General features: G+C 46.3%; 19 protein-coding genes. 11 read left to right on the top strand and 8 right to left on the bottom strand.

Features of this window, described 5'->3' with window-relative positions:
* The first annotated feature begins 20 nt into the window (after nucleotides 1-20).
* On the top strand, nucleotides 21-1,487 hold the full coding sequence (gene ubiD / locus ACRRS0_RS22055; protein WP_432455449.1) for a 4-hydroxy-3-polyprenylbenzoate decarboxylase: 1,467 nt from the start codon (nucleotides 21-23) through the stop codon (nucleotides 1,485-1,487).
* A 240-nt stretch (nucleotides 1,488-1,727) separates the two neighbouring features.
* Nucleotides 1,728-2,423, top strand: coding sequence for an NAD(P)H-flavin reductase (gene fre, locus ACRRS0_RS22050; protein WP_432455450.1), 696 nt, complete (start codon nucleotides 1,728-1,730; stop codon nucleotides 2,421-2,423).
* Nucleotides 2,424-2,477: 54 nt separating this feature from the next.
* On the opposite strand, the gene ACRRS0_RS22045 is transcribed toward fre, so the two are convergent.
* From ACRRS0_RS22045 to hemC, 4 genes are read right to left on the bottom strand one after another with little or no spacing between them, the layout of a single operon-like run.
* A complete protein-coding gene (locus tag ACRRS0_RS22045) occupies nucleotides 2,478-3,647 on the bottom strand; it encodes a heme biosynthesis HemY N-terminal domain-containing protein (protein WP_432455451.1) in 1,170 nt (389 codons plus the stop codon).
* A complete protein-coding gene (locus ACRRS0_RS22040; RefSeq protein ID WP_432455452.1) occupies nucleotides 3,647-4,810 on the bottom strand; it encodes a uroporphyrinogen-III C-methyltransferase in 1,164 nt (387 codons plus the stop codon). The genes ACRRS0_RS22045 and ACRRS0_RS22040 overlap by 1 nt, the downstream gene beginning before the upstream one ends.
* Nucleotides 4,797-5,567 carry a uroporphyrinogen-III synthase gene (locus tag ACRRS0_RS22035; protein ID WP_432455453.1) on the bottom strand — a complete coding sequence of 257 codons (771 nt, stop codon included), beginning with the start codon at nucleotides 5,565-5,567 and terminating at the stop codon, nucleotides 4,797-4,799. Before ACRRS0_RS22035 ends, ACRRS0_RS22040 begins: the two co-directional genes overlap by 14 nt.
* A gap of 6 nt (nucleotides 5,568-5,573) precedes the next feature.
* Nucleotides 5,574-6,455, bottom strand: coding sequence for a hydroxymethylbilane synthase (hemC, locus tag ACRRS0_RS22030; protein ID WP_432456127.1), 882 nt, complete (start codon nucleotides 6,453-6,455; stop codon nucleotides 5,574-5,576).
* 298 nt (nucleotides 6,456-6,753) lie between these two features.
* Between hemC and ACRRS0_RS22025 the strand changes: the two genes are divergently transcribed.
* Nucleotides 6,754-9,228: a class I adenylate cyclase gene (locus tag ACRRS0_RS22025; protein ID WP_432455454.1), complete on the top strand. Its 2,475-nt coding sequence runs from the start codon at nucleotides 6,754-6,756 to the stop codon at nucleotides 9,226-9,228.
* A gap of 49 nt (nucleotides 9,229-9,277) precedes the next feature.
* Here ACRRS0_RS22025 and cyaY read toward each other — a convergent pair whose 3' ends face one another.
* The gene (gene cyaY / locus ACRRS0_RS22020; RefSeq protein WP_432456128.1) at nucleotides 9,278-9,595 is read right to left on the bottom strand and encodes an iron donor protein CyaY; all 318 of its coding nucleotides are present in this window, start codon (nucleotides 9,593-9,595) and stop codon (nucleotides 9,278-9,280) included.
* A 79-nt stretch (nucleotides 9,596-9,674) separates the two neighbouring features.
* Here cyaY and lptM point away from each other — a divergent pair, with 79 nt between their 5' ends.
* Genes lptM through uvrD form a run of 7 tightly spaced genes read left to right on the top strand, consistent with a single transcriptional unit; the run spans nucleotide 9,675 to nucleotide 16,461 of the window.
* On the top strand, nucleotides 9,675-9,812 hold the full coding sequence (gene lptM, locus ACRRS0_RS22015; RefSeq protein WP_432455455.1) for an LPS translocon maturation chaperone LptM: 138 nt from the start codon (nucleotides 9,675-9,677) through the stop codon (nucleotides 9,810-9,812).
* A 27-nt stretch (nucleotides 9,813-9,839) separates the two neighbouring features.
* The gene (gene lysA, locus ACRRS0_RS22010) at nucleotides 9,840-11,093 is read left to right on the top strand and encodes a diaminopimelate decarboxylase (RefSeq protein WP_432455456.1); all 1,254 of its coding nucleotides are present in this window, start codon (nucleotides 9,840-9,842) and stop codon (nucleotides 11,091-11,093) included.
* Between the two features lie 4 nt (nucleotides 11,094-11,097).
* Nucleotides 11,098-11,928 (top strand): diaminopimelate epimerase, encoded by an 831-nt coding sequence (gene dapF, locus ACRRS0_RS22005; RefSeq protein WP_432455457.1) that lies wholly within the window; start codon nucleotides 11,098-11,100, stop codon nucleotides 11,926-11,928.
* A complete protein-coding gene (locus tag ACRRS0_RS22000) occupies nucleotides 11,925-12,629 on the top strand; it encodes a DUF484 family protein (protein ID WP_432455458.1) in 705 nt (234 codons plus the stop codon). Before dapF ends, ACRRS0_RS22000 begins: the two co-directional genes overlap by 4 nt.
* A gap of 8 nt (nucleotides 12,630-12,637) precedes the next feature.
* On the top strand, nucleotides 12,638-13,531 hold the full coding sequence (gene xerC / locus ACRRS0_RS21995) for a tyrosine recombinase XerC (protein WP_432455459.1): 894 nt from the start codon (nucleotides 12,638-12,640) through the stop codon (nucleotides 13,529-13,531).
* A gap of 14 nt (nucleotides 13,532-13,545) precedes the next feature.
* Nucleotides 13,546-14,253, top strand: a complete 708-nt coding sequence (locus tag ACRRS0_RS21990; RefSeq protein ID WP_432455460.1) for an HAD-IA family hydrolase — start codon at nucleotides 13,546-13,548, stop codon at nucleotides 14,251-14,253.
* 33 nt (nucleotides 14,254-14,286) lie between these two features.
* Nucleotides 14,287-16,461 (top strand): DNA helicase II, encoded by a 2,175-nt coding sequence (gene uvrD / locus ACRRS0_RS21985; protein ID WP_432455461.1) that lies wholly within the window; start codon nucleotides 14,287-14,289, stop codon nucleotides 16,459-16,461.
* 19 nt (nucleotides 16,462-16,480) lie between these two features.
* Here uvrD and rarD read toward each other — a convergent pair whose 3' ends face one another.
* The 3 genes from rarD to ACRRS0_RS21970 form a co-directional block, all read right to left on the bottom strand.
* Complete coding sequence (gene rarD, locus ACRRS0_RS21980; RefSeq protein ID WP_432455462.1) at nucleotides 16,481-17,347, bottom strand: EamA family transporter RarD; 867 nt, start codon at nucleotides 17,345-17,347, stop codon at nucleotides 16,481-16,483.
* 122 nt (nucleotides 17,348-17,469) lie between these two features.
* Complete coding sequence (locus ACRRS0_RS21975) at nucleotides 17,470-18,081, bottom strand: AbiTii domain-containing protein (RefSeq protein ID WP_432455463.1); 612 nt, start codon at nucleotides 18,079-18,081, stop codon at nucleotides 17,470-17,472.
* 237 nt (nucleotides 18,082-18,318) lie between these two features.
* Nucleotides 18,319-18,783, bottom strand: coding sequence for a thioesterase family protein (locus ACRRS0_RS21970; RefSeq protein WP_432455464.1), 465 nt, complete (start codon nucleotides 18,781-18,783; stop codon nucleotides 18,319-18,321).
* A 142-nt stretch (nucleotides 18,784-18,925) separates the two neighbouring features.
* Between ACRRS0_RS21970 and recQ the strand changes: the two genes are divergently transcribed.
* The gene (gene recQ, locus ACRRS0_RS21965; RefSeq protein ID WP_432455465.1) at nucleotides 18,926-20,713 is read left to right on the top strand and encodes a DNA helicase RecQ; all 1,788 of its coding nucleotides are present in this window, start codon (nucleotides 18,926-18,928) and stop codon (nucleotides 20,711-20,713) included.
* Nucleotides 20,714-20,743 lie beyond the last annotated feature (30 nt).

Raw genomic sequence — 20,743 nt, 5'->3', positions numbered from 1 at the left:
TGCATCACTAGGTTAATTGAATGAAATATAAAGATTTACGAGATTTTATTGGTTTGCTCGAGCAGCGCGGCGAGCTGAAACGGATTACCGTTGAAGTGTCGACTGAATTCGAAATGACCGAAATTTGTGACCGTACCTTAAAAGCCGGCGGTCCAGCGTTGTTATTTGAAAATGTGAAGGGCCATAGTATGCCGGTATTAGGCAATCTATTTGGTACTCCGGAGCGGGTTGCTTTAGGCATGGGGCAAGAGTCGGTATCAGCCTTGCGTGAAGTGGGAACCTGGCTGTCTTATTTGAAAGAACCTGAGCCACCTAAAGGGCTGAAAGAACTTTGGGAAAAGTTGCCGATTTTTAAGCAAGTACTCAACATGCCCACCAAGAAGCTACGCAGCGCACCTTGTCAGGAAGTGGTCTGGAGTGGCGATGAGGTTGATTTAGATAAATTGCCGATCCAACATTGTTGGCCGGGCGATGTGGCACCTTTGGTTACCTGGGGTTTAACCATTACCCGCGGTCCCTATAAAAAACGACAAAATCTGGGTATCTATCGTCAGCAAAAGTTAGCCAAAAATAAGTTGATTATGCGTTGGCTTTCTCATCGCGGAGGCGCTATCGATTTTCGTGAGTTTCAAGAACTGAATCCGGGCAAGCCCTATCCGGTGGCGGTTGCTTTGGGAGCCGATCCGGCGACGATTTTAGGTGCTGTGACACCGGTACCGGATACGCTTTCAGAATATGCTTTTGCGGGTTTATTACGTGGTAGTCGAACCGAAACAGTGCAATGTATTAGTAATGACTTAGAGGTGCCCGCGAGTGCAGAGATTGTTTTAGAAGGCTACCTGATGCCGGGGGACAATGCACTAGAAGGGCCCTATGGTGACCATACTGGTTATTACAATGAAGTGGATGAGTTTCCGGTGTTCACCATCACCCACATCACCATGCGTCAGGAGCCGATCTATCATAGTACCTACACTGGACGCCCGCCAGATGAGCCCGCTGTACTTGGGCTCGCCTTGAACGAAGTGTTTGTGCCGATTTTACAAAAGCAATTTCCAGAGATTGTTGATTTCTACCTTCCGCCAGAAGGTTGCTCCTACCGTATGGCAGTGATTACCATTAAGAAACAGTATCCGGGGCATGCCAAACGAGTGATGTTAGGGGTATGGTCTTATTTGCGTCAATTCATGTACACCAAGTTTGTAATTGTTTGTGATGATGATGTGAACGCACGCTGCTGGCAGGATGTGATTTGGGCGATCACCACGCGCATGGACCCGAGTCGCGATACCACTTTGATCGATCACACGCCTATTGATTATTTAGATTTTGCTTCGCCCATCTCCGGTTTAGGATCAAAAATGGGTCTCGATGCGACCAATAAATGGCCCGGTGAAACAACTCGAGAGTGGGGGGAAGTAATTGAAATGACGCCAGAAGTGAAACAGCGCGTGGATAGTATTTGGCAACAATTAGGCATAGACTAATTGTTAAATATACGGACACTACATTGATGGCGTAAAGGGTTATACTGAGTCATTGCAAATTAATTTCCTGCCTGCTTAAATTTTGCAGCCAACCCGTCATTGACTTGCTTAGCTTCGGTTGTCGTACTAAACGTTTCCGTTTAGTACCCAGGGAAGGGGATTTATATCTGTTAGGCTAACCGGTTGTATCGTTGGTGAAGTAGGCGATACATGAGATCGAGAAGATTAAAAGGGGAAAATATGAAGCGCATTAGCTGTAAGGTTGCATCGGTGGCACCGATTTTAGATGACATTTTTAATGTCGAATTACATCCAGAAGAATCGCAAAGTTTTATCGCTGGTCAGTACTTACAAATTGTGATGGCGGAAGATGATAAGCGACCCTTTTCATTAGCCAGTTCGCCAGAGCAGAGTGAAGTGTATGAGCTACACATCGGTGCGCCTGAAGGAAACCCTTACGCCCGACAAGTCATCGATAAGCTCAAAAGCAGTGGTGAAATAGAAATTGAAATGCCCTTTGGGCATGCTGGTTTCGATGATAATTGCCAACGTCCGGTCTTGATCATGGTTGGCGGAACGGGCTTCTCCTATGCGAAGTCTATTATTGAGCATCTGATCGACAGTGAGCAAGAGCGGCAAATTTACTTATATTGGGGTGGCCGCAATTTAGGGGGGCTGTACTTACATGAGTTGGCTTATCAGTGGGCAGAATTAGATCAGGTGACCTTTGTGCCGGTATTAGAGCATGCTGTGCCACAATGGACCGGAAAAAAAGGCCTGGTGCACCAAGCTGTTTTAGAAGACTTTTCGGATATGAGCAATTTAGAAGTGTATATTGCTGGCCGTTTTGAAATGGCCGATGTAGCCCGGAGCGCCTTTGTTGAACAAGGCTTACCCTTGGCACAATTGCATGGCGATGCCTACGAATTTATTTAGTGGTTTGTTGGGCATAAGCGGCGAGCACATGCTCGCCTTTTTAGGTTGACGAAACTACATCGTCAAGGCTTGACGATAGTAATCCATCGCTTGTTGCGGCTCTTCCAGTTGTCGATAGGTTTCGGCGAGGCCTTGGTAAGATTCGCGACTGGCGACAATATTAATACTTTGCTCAAAGTAATCTTTCGCTTCAGGCCATTGTTGTTGCTGCAGATGTAATTGTGCGATCAAGTTTAATAAGGCTGCGTTATTTGGCGATTTACGTAATAAGCCTTTCAGTTGCTGTAATAGCGGATAAGGGTCGCTGAGCTGTAATTTTGCTGCGACTGCGAGTAGCTCGGGATCGTGATGTTTGTTGAGTAAGTCACCGAGTAATTGGTAAGCCGCAGCGCTATCGCCGGATAAGACTAAAGCTTGGCAGGCAGCAGCAGCAATCGTCATCGATTTTTTTTGTTTACGTGGCATTGCATTCCAATATGCGGCCACTTTATCGGCGCCTTGGGTATTGGCGAGCTCTAGAAATAGAGCCTGATAACTACGTGATAATTCAACTTGGTAATGCGAGTCTTCAAGCAACTGGGCCTTATATGCGATAGGAAGCAATTCAACATAAGCTTGCCACTGACCTAATTCGGGTAAAATCTGCAATAGCATGCGTCTTACTGGAGCCTGTTTACGACTTTCGGCAGGGAGCTGTTCAATGCTATTCAGCGCCGCGCTAAAGTTCTGTTGTTTAATTTGTAAACGGGCTTGGGTGATCAGGACCGCGCTATCATTGTTGGTCATGCGGGTGGCTTGCTCCAAGTACTGATCGCGTTTCTTATCTTGTCCTTGTTCTTGTGCCGCTTCTGCGGCTGTTAGATAATTCAACGCTGGAGCGCTGCTATAAGTGGCCGCTTTACTGACCAATTTTTCGGCGTGCTGATAGTCGCCGCGCATCATTGCTAACATGCCTTGCTGAGTATGACTAATCGCTTTTTGTTTGCGTCGATCGCCCCACCAGTTAGTACTGCGAGAAAAGCTTAGCCATAGCCAGCGAAGTAGCCAAATTGTGAATAATAAAATACAGAAACAGATAAAGCTGACAAATAGTGCACTGGTCACCGACATCTCAACGGTGTAACTATCAAAAGCGATTAGTACATAGCCTTTGTTGCCCGCAAGTTGTGGCCCCAGAGCTAAACCTAACGCTAAGCAGGCCAATAAAATCAGAACTTTAAACATTATTCAGCTCCTTCTGCTAGAGAAGGCTGTAGCCGTTGTTGGCGATCTTTAATGGCTTGTTCAGCGGCATCTAAACTGGATAATTTTTCCGGTAACTGATCCACAATCTCCAGCCCTTGTAAGCGCTTCAAATCAACCAACATGGCCTGGGCTTGTTGGTTTTGCATGAAGTAGTTGCCGACCCATTGTGCAGTGCGTTGTAACTTGGCCTTAAACAACTCTCCTTGTCCTCGGAATAAGGCCTGTTCGGCCTGCTGTAATTGTAACTTAAGATTTTCTTTCAGGTACCATGCGTGTTTGGGTTCGATGAGCGCTTCGACTTGACCATCGCGACGACGCACAGTGATGAAATTTTCGCTGAATTTACGCCAACTTTTAGCTAGATTGTCACGCCAGTCAGTACTATCACTGCTGAGCTGATTATTTTGTTCTTGCAGCGCAGCGGGTAACTCGATTTCAGCCAACTGTAAGGTCTCGGTTTGTTGCAGTAGACTTTCTAAGGTAAAAGCAATGCCCTCTTTATCGACCAATGGAATTGCTTTGAGCGTTTGCACATCATTGTTTATCGCGCGGCGCAGAGCTAACAGGTGAGGATCGTTGGCATGGTTGACACTACTATCAGCTTCGATAAGAAGTGCGATGGCGGTGCTGGGATCATGTTCCAGCCATAGTTTATAGGCCGCCAGTTGTAATAGATAATTCGCTTCGTTGAGTCGCCAATGATTGGCATCTTTAATGTTGAGCAAGGCCAGTTGATGTTCAATGGTTTTACGATGTTGTTCAGTGAGTTCCAACTGGGTTTTTAGGCTCACCAGAGACTGTTGCTGGCTGCCATATTGTTGCTTCAATGTTTCAAATTGACTGCTGTTGGTTGCGACGGCACTGACTAAACTTTGCTCTTTGGCTGAGAGGCTAGTTTTTAAGAGTTGTATTTGGCTATCTGCGTGTTGTAACTGTTGTTGAGTTTGCCAATAAACACCCGCGCTTAGGCCGATGCTGATCAGGATCGCCGCGATGGCCAATAGCTTGGTTGATTTATTGTTCGGCGTTGCTTGGCTGGTTGTTTTAGGCATTTTTTCCGCCGCCGTTTGCTTGGCGTGTTTCACTGTATCGCTAGGGGATGGAACCTGATTTTGGTTCTCTGATTGTTTATCTTTGGTCATTTTCATTCCTTGCAGATGGCAGTATTTGCTTTAAAGCTTCGATACATGCTTTATCCGATGCGCCGTCGCACAGTACAATGTGCATAAAACCCAAACTTTGAGCGTATTTAAGCAAGCGTTGACTTGGGACTAATAAATGGCACTCTCGCAGCCACTCAAGTTGCTCTGCTTTACTCATAAGGGTAGTCAGATGTTTCAATATTTCACCACTAGTAGCAACAATAGTGTTGATCTGCAAGCGCCATTGTTCAAGTTGTTGCTGTGGATAAGTGATTAATTTTCGTTGATAACAACTCAAATAAGTGACTTTAACACCTCGGGTTTGGAGCTGTTGCGCGAGCCAATCTCGTCCTTGCTGGCCGCGCAAAATGGTCGCTTGATCTAATCCGGGAAATTGCTGTTCGATGAGTTGTAGCATGCCTTCACTGTCTTGGCGACTTGGCACTGATGCCTTCACCCCATATTGTTGCCAGCATTCCGCAGTGGCTTTGCCCACGGCTAAGTATTGTAATGATCTTGGCCAGCTTAATTGTTGTTGTTCTAACCATTGTTGACAGGCTTCTACCGCATATTGGCTGACAGCCACGATCAGCCCGTTCGGCGTTGTAGAGCTCAGTACTTGTTTTAGCCGCGCTAGCTCGGGGCTGCTAATAATTTCAACCATCGGTGCAGCGATGGCTGAAAAGCCATGTTCGCTGAGGGTTTCAACACAGCGTTGATTATGTGGCTGCGGCCGAGTAATGAGTAATGGCACCATCGTTCCTTATGGTTGATAGACGGCCCTTAAAATAGCAGCGGCACCAGCATCGAGTAATTGCTCGGCAAGGGCTAGACCGAGTTGCTCAGCTTCGCTAGCTTTGCCTCGAAGTTCTTTTTCTATGATCTCAGAACCGTCAATAGCACCAACTAAACCACGGATATATAATTGTCCATCTGCCAACTCCGCGTAGCAACCAATAGGGACTTGGCAACCGCCTTCTAGGCGTCGATTCATCGCTCGCTCTGCTTCGACACGGAGGGCCGTTTCGGGATGATTGAGGGGAGCCAACAAGTCTAGCAATTCACGATCATTACTGCGACATTCGATGCCTACAGCCCCTTGCCCTCCAGCTGGGAGTATTTGCTCTGGTTCAATATACGCCTGGATCCGTTCTACCATTTTGAGTCGTAATAGTCCCGCGCTAGCAAGAATGATAGCGTCAAACTCACCCGCATCTAATTTCGCTAAACGAGTATTCACGTTACCACGTAAGTCTTTAATGATGAGGTCTGGACGTTGCGCCTTCAGTTGACATTGGCGGCGTAGACTGGAGGTACCGACGATCGCGCCTTTAGGTAAAGCATCGATATTGGTAAAGTGGTTGCTAACAAAGGCATCTCGAGGATCTTCTCGTTGACAAATACAGTGCAGACCTAAGCCTTCAGGAAATTCCATGGGGACATCTTTCATCGAATGTACCGCAATGTCCGCAAGGCCTTCTACCATAGCCACTTCCAATTCTTTAATAAACAGCCCTTTGCCACCGATTTTAGCCAGAGGGGTGTCAAGGATCTTGTCGCCTCGGGTGCTCATGGGTACAAGTTCTACTTGCAGCGTAGGGTGATGGCGTTCCAACTCAGCTTTTACAAAGTGGGCTTGCCACATCGCGAGAGGACTCTTGCGAGTCGCGATTCTGACTATTTTCACAAACACTTACCTCATTATTTTAGCTGACGATAGTATCACCACTTAAGCATCTGCCCAAGTCGCCTTTAGCATCAATATCTACCAATAACCGCAGGGTTCAGCATAAAATTAGCAATGCGTAATATATGTCATGATAAACGCACACAAATTGTGCGTTTATGTTTACCGCTATTATACTAACTGTTAAGATGATCACACTTTATTGTGCCTATATTTCATCTAATAATTATTCATTAATCGATAGGTAAATTTTACTTTGCAAGACACCATTGCCTCTCTCTTAGAGAAGGTTACCCGATCTAATCAGCATCGTAAGCAGCTGGCACTCCAGACTATGCCTGCTGCCGCGCAGCAGATATTTGAACTGTTGCCGTTAATGCTGCATTACTCGGATCCTTGCATACCGGGCTATATTGAAGGTGAAGTGCCGAGTGGTATCTGTCAATTTGAGTCGAGCGCTCGCCATTTTATTTATCTCCAGCAACATTTCCTTTGTCGACCGGCAGAACCCCAACAACATGAAATTTTGGGTATTTACTCCATGGGTAGCACCGCTACGGTGGGCCAAACAGAATCCAGTGATTTAGATATTTGGGTGTGCCATGCACATCAGTTGGCGAGTGAGCGAGTTCGTTTATTGGCGGAGAAGTGCAGTCAAATATCGGCTTGGGCTGCGCATCAAGGGGTTGAGCTTAACTTTTTCATGGTGAAGGACAATCAGTTTAAAACTGGTTCGATTAGTGAGTTATCCAAGGATAATTGTGGTAGCGCCCAGCACTTGTTATTACTCGACGAATTTTATCGCACGGCTCTGCCCTTGGCGGGGAAGCAATTAGTCTGGTTTGCTGTGCCATGTGATATCGAGCAAAGTTACGACAGTTTCGTACAACAGCAATTTGAGAGCGGTGTATTTAATCATCAACAATGGTTGGATTTGGGTGGCTTAGATACCATTCCTGCCGAAGAGTATTTTGGTTCAGGCTTGTGGCAGTTATACAAGGGTATCGACTCTCCTTATAAAGCCGTATTAAAAACCTTATTGATGGAAGCTTATTCCGCAGACTATCCAAGACCAAGCTTGTTGGCTGTTGAAGCGAAATGCTTGATGCAACACTGCAAAGCATTTGTTCTAGAACATGACGCTTATTACTTGATGCTGAATAAGGTGACTAATTATTTAGAGTCGATTGAAGATGAGGCCCGTCTTGATTTAGTACGGCGCTGTTTCTATCTAAAAAACAGTGAATGTAATCCTTTACCGAGCGCTCTTATGGATGTGAGCTCGTTGACTTGGCAGCAGCGTTTTATGGCCCAGCTGGTCAAACAATGGGCTTGGTCTCAGCAAAAAATTGAACATCTTAATTTACGTCGTGCCTGGAAGGTGCAAGATGTAAGACAGGCGCACAGCGAGTTGCTGGATGCTTTAATGCTGAGTTATCGTAACTTGATTCGTTTTGCGCGACGTAATGACATTAGTGAGTCGATTAACCCCGAAGATATCGGCATTCTGTCACGTAAGCTGTATGCTGCCTTTGAAAGTTTACCGGGCAAAGTTACTCTCATTAATCCGCAAATTTCTCCCGACCTCTCTGAAGCTAACCTTAGTTTTATCCACGTGCCCAAGGGGCATAGTTGTGCGGAAGGTTGGTATTTGTATAAACAGCCGCTGCAGGGACTCGCTATTGTCGGTCAGCCGTCGCTAGAGCATGCCAGTTATATTTCTAAACTGGTGGCGTGGAGCTATTTTAACCAACTGAAAACTGATCAAACGGAATTGAGTTTACATCAGCTTGAAGGCGATTTAACGCTGGATACATTAACCAGTTTTGCTTATGACTTACGCCGAGCTTTTCCGGTGAATGTTGAAGCTGCTAGTAATTTAGCACTGACTCGTCCCTGTGAAATCCGTCACTTAGGGGTGTTTATTAATCTGGAGAAAGACCCCACTGCGAATTGGGGCGGCAAGGTAATTGAGTTTGATGCGACCGCCACCGATGTGTTCAGTTTTGGCCGAGACTCAGATTGTTTGGTGGGCTCGGTTGATTTGGTTTATCGCAATACTTGGAACGAAATCCGAACCCTACACTTTGTTGGTGATAGTGCCGTGGTCGATGCCTTGACTACCGTGTTAGGTAAAATGCATCGTGATGCAAATATCCCCGAGCACATCGACGTATTTTGTTACAGCGCCAACCTACGAGAGCAAATTGGTAGTAATTTTAAACAGCTATTGGTGGAAAGTATTAAGAGCCGTTTGCAACCGCAGGATAAACGGATTGTTAAAACGATTGTGTTAGGAAACGAAAAGTACGGTTTATTTATTGAAGATCGCGGAGTCTCGGTTAAAAAATTGGAAAACGGGGTTGAGTTTTATCGTCAGCTGTCGAATAACAAGCTCCAACGTCTTCCGCTGCAGTTAAATGCCGGTAATACTAAGAAGGTACCGAACGTCGTAGAAGCCCACGCCAGTGAAGGTTTAGTGCAATACTTTTTCGAAAATCTGGATGTTGGTTTTAATATCTATATTGTTGATGAGCATAACCAAATAGAAATGTACCAAGACTTTGAAGGCAGCAAGGAAGAGTTGATCCAAGGGATTAATCGTTTCTATACTTCTTCGCGCGAGCAATACGGGACTCGCCATGAGGTTGTCAATTTTAACTTGCCACAGTTCTATGACATCGTCATGGTCAATGAACAATGGCAAGTTGCATCTTATCGGAGCAATTAACTCTCTGGCTTGGATGGCTAGCCGCGTTTTTGACAGCGGCCGCTAAGCCTTAAAAGCTGAGTTGCTCACCACTTTGTTTGGCAATCGACTCAACTAAAAACGACCAAAACTCCACACCACTCCGATTACAAATCCACTGTTGCTCTGTTTCGCGCCATTCAAAATGGTAACCGCCAAATTTGGTGGCTAACCATAGTTGATGTAGAGGTTCTTGTTTGTTAATCACCATTTTACTGCGATTTTCAAACTCTAGGTTGAGTACTCCACCGTTAATATCACACTCAATATCGAAGTTATCGCTATCCATGGTCTGCTCGATGCGCTCAAAGGCCTCATCGACTCGTTGGTGATACTGGCTATCATTCATCACTATCGTCTGTCCTATTGCTTTTCTTGCTTCGAATGCGGATTATAGAGGGCATTCAAAAAAGAATCATGGCTTTATCATGAATAAACTGGCAATTGCTGTAATTTTGCTGAGCATCGGGCTTAGCGGTTGCGGTCAAAAAGGACCGTTAACGCATCCGCAAACGGTAGACGAGACGACGCCGAATACCGTCGAGCAAGCAACACCAGCAGACTAAACACTGCAACACAATAAGGACAGATCATTGGATTTTTTTAGTTATCAAAACGAGCAATTAACAGCTGAACAATGCTCGGTAGCTGATTTAGCAGAACATTATGGGACGCCACTTTATGTTTATTCGCGGGCGACGATTGAACGTCATTGGCAAGCCTTTGATAAGGCTGCTGGTGAAAGGCCTCATTTGATTTGCTATGCAGTAAAGGCTAATTCTAATTTAGCAGTGTTGAACTTGATGGCTCGGATGGGGTCTGGCTTTGATATCGTTTCCGGTGGCGAGTTAGCTCGGGTTATCGAAGCCGGTGGTGACCCAAGTAAGGTAGTCTTTTCTGGCGTAGGAAAAACCGAGCAAGAAATTACGGACGCGCTGGAACATGGTATTTACTGTTTTAATGTTGAATCTGAGCCTGAGTTAGCTCGGATCAGCAAGGTTGCTCAGCGCTTGGGTAAAGTGGCACCCATTTCTTTACGGATTAATCCCGATATCGATGCTGGGACTCACCCTTATATTTCTACCGGTTTAAAAGAAAATAAATTTGGGATTGCCATTGAGCAAGCACCTCAGGCCTATGCTTATGCGGCAAGCTTGCCAGCGTTAAATGTGGTGGGTGTGGATTGCCATATTGGTTCTCAGTTAACTGAAATCTCACCTTTTGTAGAAGCTATCGATAAGTTGTTGGCATTGATCGACAGCTTGGCTGAGCAAGGTATTGTGATTGAGCACCTCGATGTTGGTGGCGGTTTAGGTGTCAATTATGATGATGAAACGCCCCCAGAGCCAGCCGCTTACGCCAGTGCTTTGGTTGAACGTCTTGGCGAACGTCAGCTAAAATTACTATTTGAACCGGGTCGTGCGATTATGGCCAATGCTGGTATTTTGGTGTCGAAGGTTGAATTCTTGAAAATGTCGGCTAGTAAAAATTTTGCGATTATTGATGCCGCAATGAACGACTTAATTCGTCCATCTTTATATAGTGCTTGGCAGCGGATAGTGCCAGTGCTGCAACGTCCGGGCCTAAGCAGCGTTTGTTATGATGTGGTTGGACCCGTTTGTGAAACCGGTGATTTTCTTGGCAAAGAAAGAGAGTTAGCCATTGAAGCGGGTGACTATATTGCGGTGCGCTCTGCAGGAGCTTATGGCTTTACCATGAGTTCAAATTATAATTCGCGTTGTCGGGCAGCAGAGGTGATGGTTGATGGTGAGCAATCCCATTTGATACGTGAGCGTGAGGCTCTGGTATCTCTTTGGGCTGGCGAATCACTGTTGCCTGAAGGATAAGCGAATGTTAGTCAACTTCACTAAAATGCAAGGTTTGGGGAATGATTTTGTGGTGATCGACAATGTCACTCAAAACGTTTTTTTTAATCAAGATGTTATTAGTCGCTTGGCCGACCGTAACTTTGGGATTGGTTTTGACCAGTTCTTAGTGGTTGAGCCTCCCTATGATCCTGACTTGGATTTTCATTATCGCATTTTTAATGCCGATGGCAGTGAAGTTGAACAATGTGGCAATGGGGCGCGTTGTTTTGCTCGTTTTGTGGTGAGCAAAGGCCTGACGAATAAACGTAGTATTGGGGTGAGCACGAAGTCGGGTAAGATCATTCTTCATGTGGAAGCTGATGGGCAGGTGACGGTCAATATGGGTGAGCCGATATTGGAACCTAGTCAAGTGCCATTTAAAGCCAAGAAGGCCGAGAAAACCTATATTTTACGTGATCAACAGCAAACCGTATTTGCTGGCGTGGTGTCTATGGGTAATCCGCATTGCGTGATTGAAGTGGATGACATTGAACAAGCGCCCTTAGACACGCTGGGTCGGCGCATGGAGAGTCATGAGCGCTTCCCGCAGAAAGTGAATGTCGGTTTTAGTCAAATTATCGATGAGAACAACATTAAACTGCGAGTCTTTGAACGTGGCGTTGGCGAAACGCTAGCCTGCGGTACAGGTGCCTGTGCGGCGATGGTTGTGGGACGTTTACAGGGGAAATTAGCCGACACGGTGAATGTCGATCTTCCTGGGGGGCGTTTACGTATTCATTGGCAGGGAGAGGGTAAACCAGTCAAGATGACCGGGCCCGCAGTGATGGTGTTTGATGGTCAGGTGCATATATGAGTGAGTTCGATCTTTCACAACCGCTATTGATTGACGAAAGTTTAGTGGTGGAATTCCTGCTCGACAATCCCGATTTTTTCGTCCGTCATCCCAGCTTAGTCAAACAATTACGCTTACCGCATAAAGAAAAAGGGGCGGTGTCTCTGGTCGAATTACAGGTACAACGCTTACGCGATAAAGTCTTGGATTTAGAGCAGGAAATCACCGATTTAATGGCGGTGGCGAGTCTCAACGAACGGATTTTTCATGTTTATGTCGATCTGTTGCCCGACTTGATGGCTTGCGATTCCTTTGCTGAGTTACAGCATCGCTTAAGTCGTGCTTTAGTTGATGATCTTGGGGTGGAAAGTGTTTCACTACGTTTAAGTCAACAGCGTTTCTCTTTGGATGAATTACCCGCTGAATATGGCATTGAACAGGAACAGATTGAACGAGTCCGGGTTACTAGACTGACTCAACATCCCCATTATTTTGGTCGTTTGACCCAGGGAGAGTTGCAGTTATTGTTTGATGAGAGCGAGGATATAGCCTCGGTGGCGCTGATGCCATTGGGTCACAATGCTGAGTTGGGGTTCTTTATTGCTGCCAGTCGCGATGCTGATCACTATATCGCGGGTATGGATAGTTTGTTACTCACTCAATTATGCCAGGTGATTGCCAGTTTGTTGCAGCGCTTAGTTCCGTTGCAGCAAGTGGAGTAAGTATCGATATGCAGGATGATATCAGCGCTTTTCTTCGCCATCTTGAGGTGGAGCGCCGCTATAGCCCTGCGACGATTAGTAGTTATCAGCGTAGTCTACTGCAGCAGCTTAAATTGATACAAAATTTGGGTTGTCCCTCGTGGCAAACTGTGGATGGTAAAATTATTCGTGCTGTTTTACTGAAGTTGAAGTCCTCTGGTCTTTCCGGACGTTCTATGGCCAATAAACTATCGGCCTTGCGTAGCTTCTTTCACTACCTCTTGCAGCAACATAAAGTCGATTTGAATCCGGTGGTTGGTATCTCTGCGCCGAAACAGGGGAAGCCCTTACCGAAAAACCTCGATGTGGATTCGCTCACTCAACTATTATCGATGAAAGGCGACGATTTGGTCAGTTGTCGCGATTTGGCGATGATGGAACTGCTCTATGCGAGCGGGATCCGTTTGGCCGAGTTAGTTAATTTAAACATTGGCGACGTTGATTTTAAGCAACGCCAGCTATTCGTGACGGGCAAGGGCAATAAACAGCGCTTAGTGCCTTTTGGTAGCAAGGCCGAGCAGGCACTGAAACAGTGGTTACGTCAACGGCGCTTGTTGGTCATGGATGAAGAAGAGCCGGCTTTGTTTGTGAGTGTTCGTCAACAACGGATTGGGCATCGTACAGTACAAAAGCGTTTGCAGCATTGGGCGCAACAAATGCAGTTAAGCAGTACCCTCCATCCGCATAAGTTACGCCATTCCTTCGCGACGCATTTATTAGAAAGCAGCGGTGATTTAAGAGTGGTTCAAGAGTTGCTGGGTCATGCCAATTTGTCCACCACCCAAGTGTATACTCATTTGGACTTTGCTCATTTAGCGAGTAGTTATGATGCCGCTCACCCTCGCGCCAAACGCAAATCTTAAGTGAGAGAGAGGCGATGATTTTTTACCGTAGTTGGTCCCCTGTTCAGGCCTTGTCTTTCGATCTGGACGATACACTTTATCTCAATGGGCCGCATATCCAACGCGCTGAACAATGGTTGATGGCTTATCTCAAAGCGCAGGTTCATGCCACGGCTCATTTAACGACGGGCCAATGGCAGCAATACAGGCGCAGGGTGCTAAAGGACGCGCCTCACTTAATGGAAGATGTCAGCGCTTGCCGTAAAGCTTGGTTATGCTTGGCTTTTCAGGAGCACGGACTCGGTTGGAGAGAGGCCGAGTTGTTAAGTGAACAAATTTTTCAGCAGTTTTTAGCGGTGCGCAGTGATTTTGTGGTACCGCATGACAATCTTGCTTTATTGCAGCGTTTGGCTAAACGTTACCGCTTAGTGGCTATCACCAATGGAAATGTTGATATCGAGCGGATTGGTTTAGCGGCGGTATTTGAAGTAACTCTGAAAGCGGGCTCAGGCCTTCGAGCCAAACCTGCATTGGATATGTATCAGCGCGCGAGTCAGCTTTTACAACTCAAGCCGAGCCAAATTGCCCATGTGGGTGATCATGCTGTCACCGATGTTGCTGGCGCAGTTCAGGCTGGTTATCGTTCGATTTGGCTCAATCAAGCGGGTCAATCATCAAGCCGATTGAGTACTTTACCGGATATCGAGATAAGCCAACTGGCACAACTGCAACACCTGTTATAATATACAGGTGTTTTTCCCCCTATAGAGAGCACCATGGATATTTCTGAGCTGTTAGACGGCCTCAATGATAAGCAGCGCGAAGCCGTCGCTGCTGCCCCAAGTAATATGCTAATTCTGGCAGGCGCTGGCAGCGGTAAGACTCGTGTATTGGTGCATCGCATTGCCTGGCTGATGCAGGTCGAGAATGTATCTCCTTTGTCTATTCTATCGGTAACTTTTACCAATAAGGCGGCAGCTGAAATGCGTTCGCGGGTGGAGAGTCTGGTGGGCAGTCGCTTCCAAGGTATGTGGTTGGGAACCTTTCATTCCTTGGCACACCGCTTGTTACGTGCTCATTATCGTGATGCAAATTTGCCTGACGATTTTCAAATCATCGATTCTGATGATCAATACCGTTTATTGCGGCGTTTGATTAAAGCGATGAACTTAGATGAAAAACAATGGCCAGCCAAGCAAATTCAATGGTATATCAACGGACGTAAAGATGAGGGGCAGCGCCCCGAGCATGTGGATTACAGTCATAATCCCATTGAGCGTCAATATCTTGAAATCTATAAGGCCTATCAGCAGGCCTGTGATCGCTCGGGTTTAGTCGATTTTGCCGAGCTCTTGTTGCGTGCTCATGAGTTATGGTTGAAACAACCGCATATCTTACAGCACTATCAGCAGCGCTTCCGGCATATCTTGGTGGACGAATTCCAAGATACCAACACCATACAATACGCTTGGTTACGGCTGTTAGTCACCGATGCCAATCACATCACTATTGTGGGGGATGATGATCAATCGATTTATGGTTGGCGCGGAGCGAAGATTGAAAATATTCAGCGTTTCGAAATGGAAGTGCCGCAAGTTAATACCATACGTTTGGAACAAAACTATCGTAGTAGCGCCAATATTCTGAAAGCTTCGAATCAACTGATTGAAAACAATCAGGGACGGATGGGCAAGAGTCTGTGGACCGAAGATAAAGAAGGCGAACTGATCTCCATCTATACCGCCTTCAACGATATTGATGAAGCTCGTTTTGTGGTGGCTCGGATCCAGCAGCGCGTCGAAGAACATGGCGTCAGTTTATCTGACTGTGCGATTTTATATCGTAATAATGCCCAGTCTCGGGTACTTGAAGATGCCTTAATGCAGGAGCGCTTAGCTTACCGGATTTATGGTGGTTTACGCTTTTTCGAACGTCAGGAAATTAAGGATGCGCTGGCTTATTTACGTTTACTCAGTAACCCTCATGATGACGCCTCCTTTGAGCGGGTCGTAAATACGCCGACCCGTGGCATTGGCCAGCGTACCATCGAGTTATTGCGTCAGGCTGCTCGGGAACAGCAGTTGAGTTTATGGCAAGCGGTGGATTATTGTTTGCAACAAAATGCGCTGTCGGGCAGAGCGGCGAATGCAGTGAAACAATTTGTTCAATTGTTGGAGCAACTCAAGCTGCAAACCCAAGAAATGTTGTTGAGCGAGCAAACCAACTATGTGATCAAAGGCTCCGGTTTGTTGGCGATGTATCAAGCGGAGAAAGGCGAAAAGGCCCAAGCACGGGTCGAAAACTTAGATGAACTGGTGACCGCGACTCAGCAATTTACTCAGATGGAAACTGACCAAGATCTTTCTCCATTGGTGGCATTTTTGTCGCATGCAGCACTAGAGGCTGGTGATAATCAGGCCGAGGCCGACGAAGCGGCGGTGCAGCTAATGACACTGCATAGCGCTAAGGGCTTAGAGTTTCCCATGGTGTTTTTAGTGGGAATGGAAGAAGGCATGTTTCCTAGCCAGCAATCGGCTGAAGAGTCGGGGCGTCTCGAAGAAGAACGACGGCTTTGTTATGTTGGGATGACTCGGGCCATGGTCAAACTCTATCTTTGTCATGCCGAAAGTCGTCGGCTATGGGGGAAAGAGGTGTTCCATCCACCGTCGCGATTCTTGCGTGAGCTGCCGGGTGATTGTGTTGATGAGGTGCGTTTAAATACCGCCGTGAGTCGACCCGTGCCGCAAGGGCGTTTTTCTCATCAGTTACAGCAAGCGGCGTTTGATGACAGTGGCTTTAACCTTGGTCAGCGAGTTTCCCACCCTAAATTTGGTGCTGGCATCGTGCTAAATTACGAAGGTTCTGGGCAACAGAGCCGGGTTCAGGTGCAGTTTGAAGAAGCCGGGGCGAAGTGGTTAGTATTAGCCTATGCAAGGTTGGAGGCCATTTAGTCGCTGCTTTAAAAACAAGCTAAGTGGCCGTTTTGGGTCTACGGCGTTGGCGCAATGCGTCCCAAGTGAAAATTGCTAAACCTAGCCAAATAAAGCTAAAAGTTAATAGTTTCATCGGTTCTAATGGTTCCTCATAAATACTGGTCGCTAGGATAAACATCAATGAGGGACCGATATACTGAAAGAAGCCGATGGTGGACAAGCGCAGCCGAGTCGCGGCTGCCACAAAGCACAGTAGTGGTAGTGTGGTGACCACACCTGCGCTGAGTAACAGCACATTTAGTGTGATGCTGTTGTTGGTAAAATGGCTCGTGCTGGAGTCAGCAAGAATAAATAAGTAAGTCAGTGCCAACGGCACTAACCACAAAGTTTCGACAAACAGACCCGGCAGTGCTGCTAGGTTAATTTGTTTACGTAATAAGCCATAAATACTAAAGCTTATGGCAAGGCTCAATGCTATCCACGGTAGTGAGCCGTAACTCAGCAGCTGGATCAACACCCCAATGAGTGCCAATACGATCGCCACCCACTGAGCGCTGCGAAAACGCTCGCCCAAAAATAGCATGCCCAGCAGCACATTAAATAGCGGGTTAATGTAATAGCCCAAGCTTGCATCTAACATCCGATTATTATTGATCGACCAAATGAAAATTAGCCAGTTTCCGCCAATTAACAGCGAAGTGAGTGCTAAGATCGAAAGCTGTTTAGGATGTTTGAGTACTGCTCTTACTGCCCGCCACTGCTTACTAAAAGTGAGCAATAAGGCGACAAATAGGCAAGACCAAATAATCCGATGAGCTAAGATTTCGTAGGCGGGTACTTCGGTAAGGCTCTTAAAATAGACGGGTGCAATGCCCCACATGATGTAAGCGCCAAGCGCAAACATAACACCATGTTTAGTGGATTGAATTGGCATAAAATTAGGTAAACAAGAGAAAAGGCAAGTTAGTGTAGCAGGGGCTTAGGTTGGTCACCATATTTTCAATGGTAGCTTTTGCATTCAGTCATTTAATCGCCTTGTATTGTCGAAGGTGCGTGGCAGTCGGTATACAATTTTTGCCATGTATCTCGTAAGTTATTCTCTTGTTCACATAATTGTTTAATCTCATTTAACAGTGGTTTTTGTTCAGGACAGTCGCTCAATTGGATTAGGTGCAACAAATGGCCGAGGACACCATTGATCAGCCGCTCCTGTAAGGGCTTGTGATAGCTTTGCCAAGCTCTTACACAACGGTAACCAGGGATAATGCCTTCCGCATAATTCGCGAGTATCAGAGTTGGCCAAGCTCGCTGGGTTTCTTCTTGATTGTTTAAACACTGGCTGAGTGCTGGTTGAATGTGTAAATAGCGTAATCGACAGCGATCCCGTTCATTCAGACAGTCGTCATGGATCTGTTCAAAGTGTTGTAAGCTTTGTTGCGCTTTTTCGAATATGCCAAATTGTTTGCATTCTACGATGCGGTAATCAGGGAAATGAGCGAAATCACCATAGCCATTTAGCTCATGCTCGCTCCATTGTGCTAAGTCATCAATATTGAGCGTGCGGGCCTGCTGCAGTGCTGTTTGTAAAACAGCTTCCAGTAAAGTGATCAACTTTGGAGAACAACTTACCGCACTCATCGCTATTCTAGCCCACCTTATGAAGTCTATCCTTAGTTACAGTATAGCTCCAACTGAGAAAATTCAGCGAAGTGAACTGAATAATTATCAATATTTTGTCATGGCGGTGAATTTTTATCGATCAATCTTGGTGGAAATAAAAGCCGTGTAATCACAGTGACACTATCGCGTAGGGTGAACAGAACAACTACCGCTCACCGAAATCGGAATATCAGTTTCTTAGAGTGTTTTCTTTATTTAACCAACCATATAGGTGCCAGTACCAAAGGCGATATGGGTGCCGAGTTGATTATGTAATTCCATACGGGTGACCGTGACTTTATTCCCTGAGCGGATCACTTCTGCCGATGCGTAAAATAGTTCGCCGACACCAGGACGTAGGTAATCGATGCGCAGATCGATGGTGCCGGTTTTACTTAGTTGCTCCGAGAGTTGTTGACTGCTTAAGTCGGCGAGACGTTCCAGTGCTGCAGCCGCAGCCGTCATTCCTCCGGCAACATCTAAAATAGTCGCGGTGACCCCGCCATGTAAAATGCCATGAATGGGATTACCGACCAATTTGGGGGACATGGGTAATTTAAGTTTCACGCCAGTGGCGCTGTATTCGAGTAATTCAATTCCAAGCAGTTGATTAAATGGCATCCGATTGATGAAAGTGTCGGCTATCGCTTGTCGCCATTTATGTTGTCGAGAGCTGCTCATGATCCGTCCTAGAGAATTTAAACGCACGTTTGAATACTGTAAAGCTTTAAAAGAATAAAGGCAAACCAAGACAAGACCCTTAGGCTTGATTACAATGACCGACTGATTGTTTCTCGACTGAATTTAGGGATCCTTACCTTTCATGCAACGCGCTCAAAAAATTCTACAAGATGTGTTTGGTTTTGCCGAATTTAGAGCCGGACAAGCGGCGGTGATCGAGCGTTTGCTGAATCATCGAGATTGCTTAGCTATTATGCCCACCGGTGGTGGTAAGTCATTGTGTTATCAAATACCTGCCTTAGTGAAACCGGGTTTAACCGTGGTGATTTCCCCTTTGATTTCCTTGATGAAGGATCAGGTTGATAGCTTGTTGCACAATGGGGTAAATGCGGCTTATCTAAACTCCAGTTTAGCCCGAGAGCAACAATATGAGATTTATCGCCGCTTACAACAGGGTGAGTTGAAGCTACTATATATTTCACCCGAGCGTTTGATTAATGGTGACTTCATTGAACGCCTGCAGCAATGGTCTTTAGCCATGTTTGCCATCGATGAAGCCCATTGCATTTCCCAATGGGGGCATGATTTTAGGCCGGAATACAGTGCGCTGGGTTGCTTAAAGGAAAGTTTTCCAAATGTGCCGGTCGTGGCTTTAACCGCGACCGCCGACGATACGACTCGTTTAGATATTTTGCAGCGTTTGAATTTGACTGAGGCTTTCACGCATATTTCCAGCTTCGACCGACCGAATATTCGTTATACCTTGCAGGAAAAGTATCGCCCCTGGCAGCAGTTGAGTGATTATGTGAAACGTCGCCGAGAAGACAGCGGCATTGTCTACTGTAGTAGCCGCAAACGGGTGGAAGAGTTGGCTCTCAAACTCGGCGCTGAGGGTTTACGTTGTGCGGCTTATCATGCCGGTTTGCCAATCGAGCAGCGTCAGCTGGTGCAAGAGCAATTCCAACGTGACGAATTAGAAGTCGTGGTGGCCACGGTTGCCTTTGGTATGGGGATTGATAAGCCCAATGTACGTTATGTATTTCATTACGACATCCCACGTAATATTGAAGCTTATTATCAGGAAACTGGTCGTGCGGGGCGTGATGGTACCGAAGCTGAAGCGGTGTTTTTATACGATCCGGCTGATGCCAATTGGGTGCGGCGGATGATAGAAGAAAACGACAATGAACAGCAACGCCGAGTAGAGAGTCACAAGTTTAACGCTATTGTGGCTTTTGCCGAGGCGCAAACTTGTCGTCGCCAGGTATTACTCAATTATTTTGGTGAGTACTTAGCCAAGCCTTGTGGTAACTGCGATATTTGTCTCGATCCGCCGAAACAATATGATGGCTTAGAAGATGCGCAGAAGGCGCTTTCCTGTGTGTATCGTTTGGGTCAGCGCTTTGGGATTGGTTATGTTATCGAAGTGTTACGTGGTAGCATGAGCCAACGTGTTTTAGAGCAGGGTCATGATAAGCTTTCGACTCATGGGATTGGTAAACAGTCTGGGCATGAACATTGGATGAGTGTCTTGCGCCAACTGATCCATCTCGGTTTGTTACAGCAAAATATTGCTCGTAGTTCGGTACTGCAATTGACCGAAGCCGCTCGACCCTTTTTAAAGGGGGAGCAAGGCTTATCTTTGGCGGTTCCGCGCCTAAATACCACCAAACAAAGTAAAAAAAATGCGGCTTATGGGGTTTATGATAAACGTTTGTTCGCTTTGTTACGTAATTTAAGAAAGCGTTTAGCCGATCAAGAATCGGTACCGCCGTTTGTGGTGTTTAATGATGCGACTTTGATCGAAATGGCCCAGCGTCTGCCGCAGACACAGCATGAGATGTTAAGCATCAGTGGTGTAGGCTTAAAAAAATTGGAGCGCTATGGCCATCAATTCTTAGCGCTGATTGGCCAATACCAGCCGGGGTAAGTCCGTGCAAAGTCATAGAGAAGGAGCTAT

Source organism: Agarivorans sp. QJM3NY_29 (assembly GCF_050870835.2).
In the GTDB taxonomy this organism is placed as follows: Bacteria; Pseudomonadota; Gammaproteobacteria; order Enterobacterales; family Celerinatantimonadaceae; genus Agarivorans.
Note: the sequence above shows the minus strand (reverse complement) of the source record. Positions and strands in the feature narration are given on the sequence as shown.

Coding starts and splice junctions, on each gene's coding strand:
- ubiD (WP_432455449.1), top strand. CDS start 21: ATGAAATATAAAGATTTACGAGATTTTATTGGTTTGCTCGAGCAGCGC.
- ACRRS0_RS22045 (WP_432455451.1), bottom strand. CDS start 3,647: ATGTTTAAAGTTCTGATTTTATTGGCCTGCTTAGCGTTAGGTTTAGCT.
- ACRRS0_RS21990 (WP_432455460.1), top strand. CDS start 13,546: ATGATTTTTTACCGTAGTTGGTCCCCTGTTCAGGCCTTGTCTTTCGAT.
- ACRRS0_RS22000 (WP_432455458.1), top strand. CDS start 11,925: ATGAGTGAGTTCGATCTTTCACAACCGCTATTGATTGACGAAAGTTTA.
- fre (WP_432455450.1), top strand. CDS start 1,728: ATGAAGCGCATTAGCTGTAAGGTTGCATCGGTGGCACCGATTTTAGAT.
- hemC (WP_432456127.1), bottom strand. CDS start 6,455: ATGTGGCAAGCCCACTTTGTAAAAGCTGAGTTGGAACGCCATCACCCT.
- recQ (WP_432455465.1), top strand. CDS start 18,926: ATGCAACGCGCTCAAAAAATTCTACAAGATGTGTTTGGTTTTGCCGAA.
- xerC (WP_432455459.1), top strand. CDS start 12,638: ATGCAGGATGATATCAGCGCTTTTCTTCGCCATCTTGAGGTGGAGCGC.
- cyaY (WP_432456128.1), bottom strand. CDS start 9,595: ATGAATGATAGCCAGTATCACCAACGAGTCGATGAGGCCTTTGAGCGC.
- dapF (WP_432455457.1), top strand. CDS start 11,098: ATGTTAGTCAACTTCACTAAAATGCAAGGTTTGGGGAATGATTTTGTG.
- ACRRS0_RS21975 (WP_432455463.1), bottom strand. CDS start 18,081: ATGAGTGCGGTAAGTTGTTCTCCAAAGTTGATCACTTTACTGGAAGCT.
- lptM (WP_432455455.1), top strand. CDS start 9,675: ATGAATAAACTGGCAATTGCTGTAATTTTGCTGAGCATCGGGCTTAGC.
- rarD (WP_432455462.1), bottom strand. CDS start 17,347: ATGTTTGCGCTTGGCGCTTACATCATGTGGGGCATTGCACCCGTCTAT.
- ACRRS0_RS22040 (WP_432455452.1), bottom strand. CDS start 4,810: ATGACCAAAGATAAACAATCAGAGAACCAAAATCAGGTTCCATCCCCT.
- uvrD (WP_432455461.1), top strand. CDS start 14,287: ATGGATATTTCTGAGCTGTTAGACGGCCTCAATGATAAGCAGCGCGAA.
- ACRRS0_RS22035 (WP_432455453.1), bottom strand. CDS start 5,567: ATGGTGCCATTACTCATTACTCGGCCGCAGCCACATAATCAACGCTGT.
- ACRRS0_RS21970 (WP_432455464.1), bottom strand. CDS start 18,783: ATGAGCAGCTCTCGACAACATAAATGGCGACAAGCGATAGCCGACACT.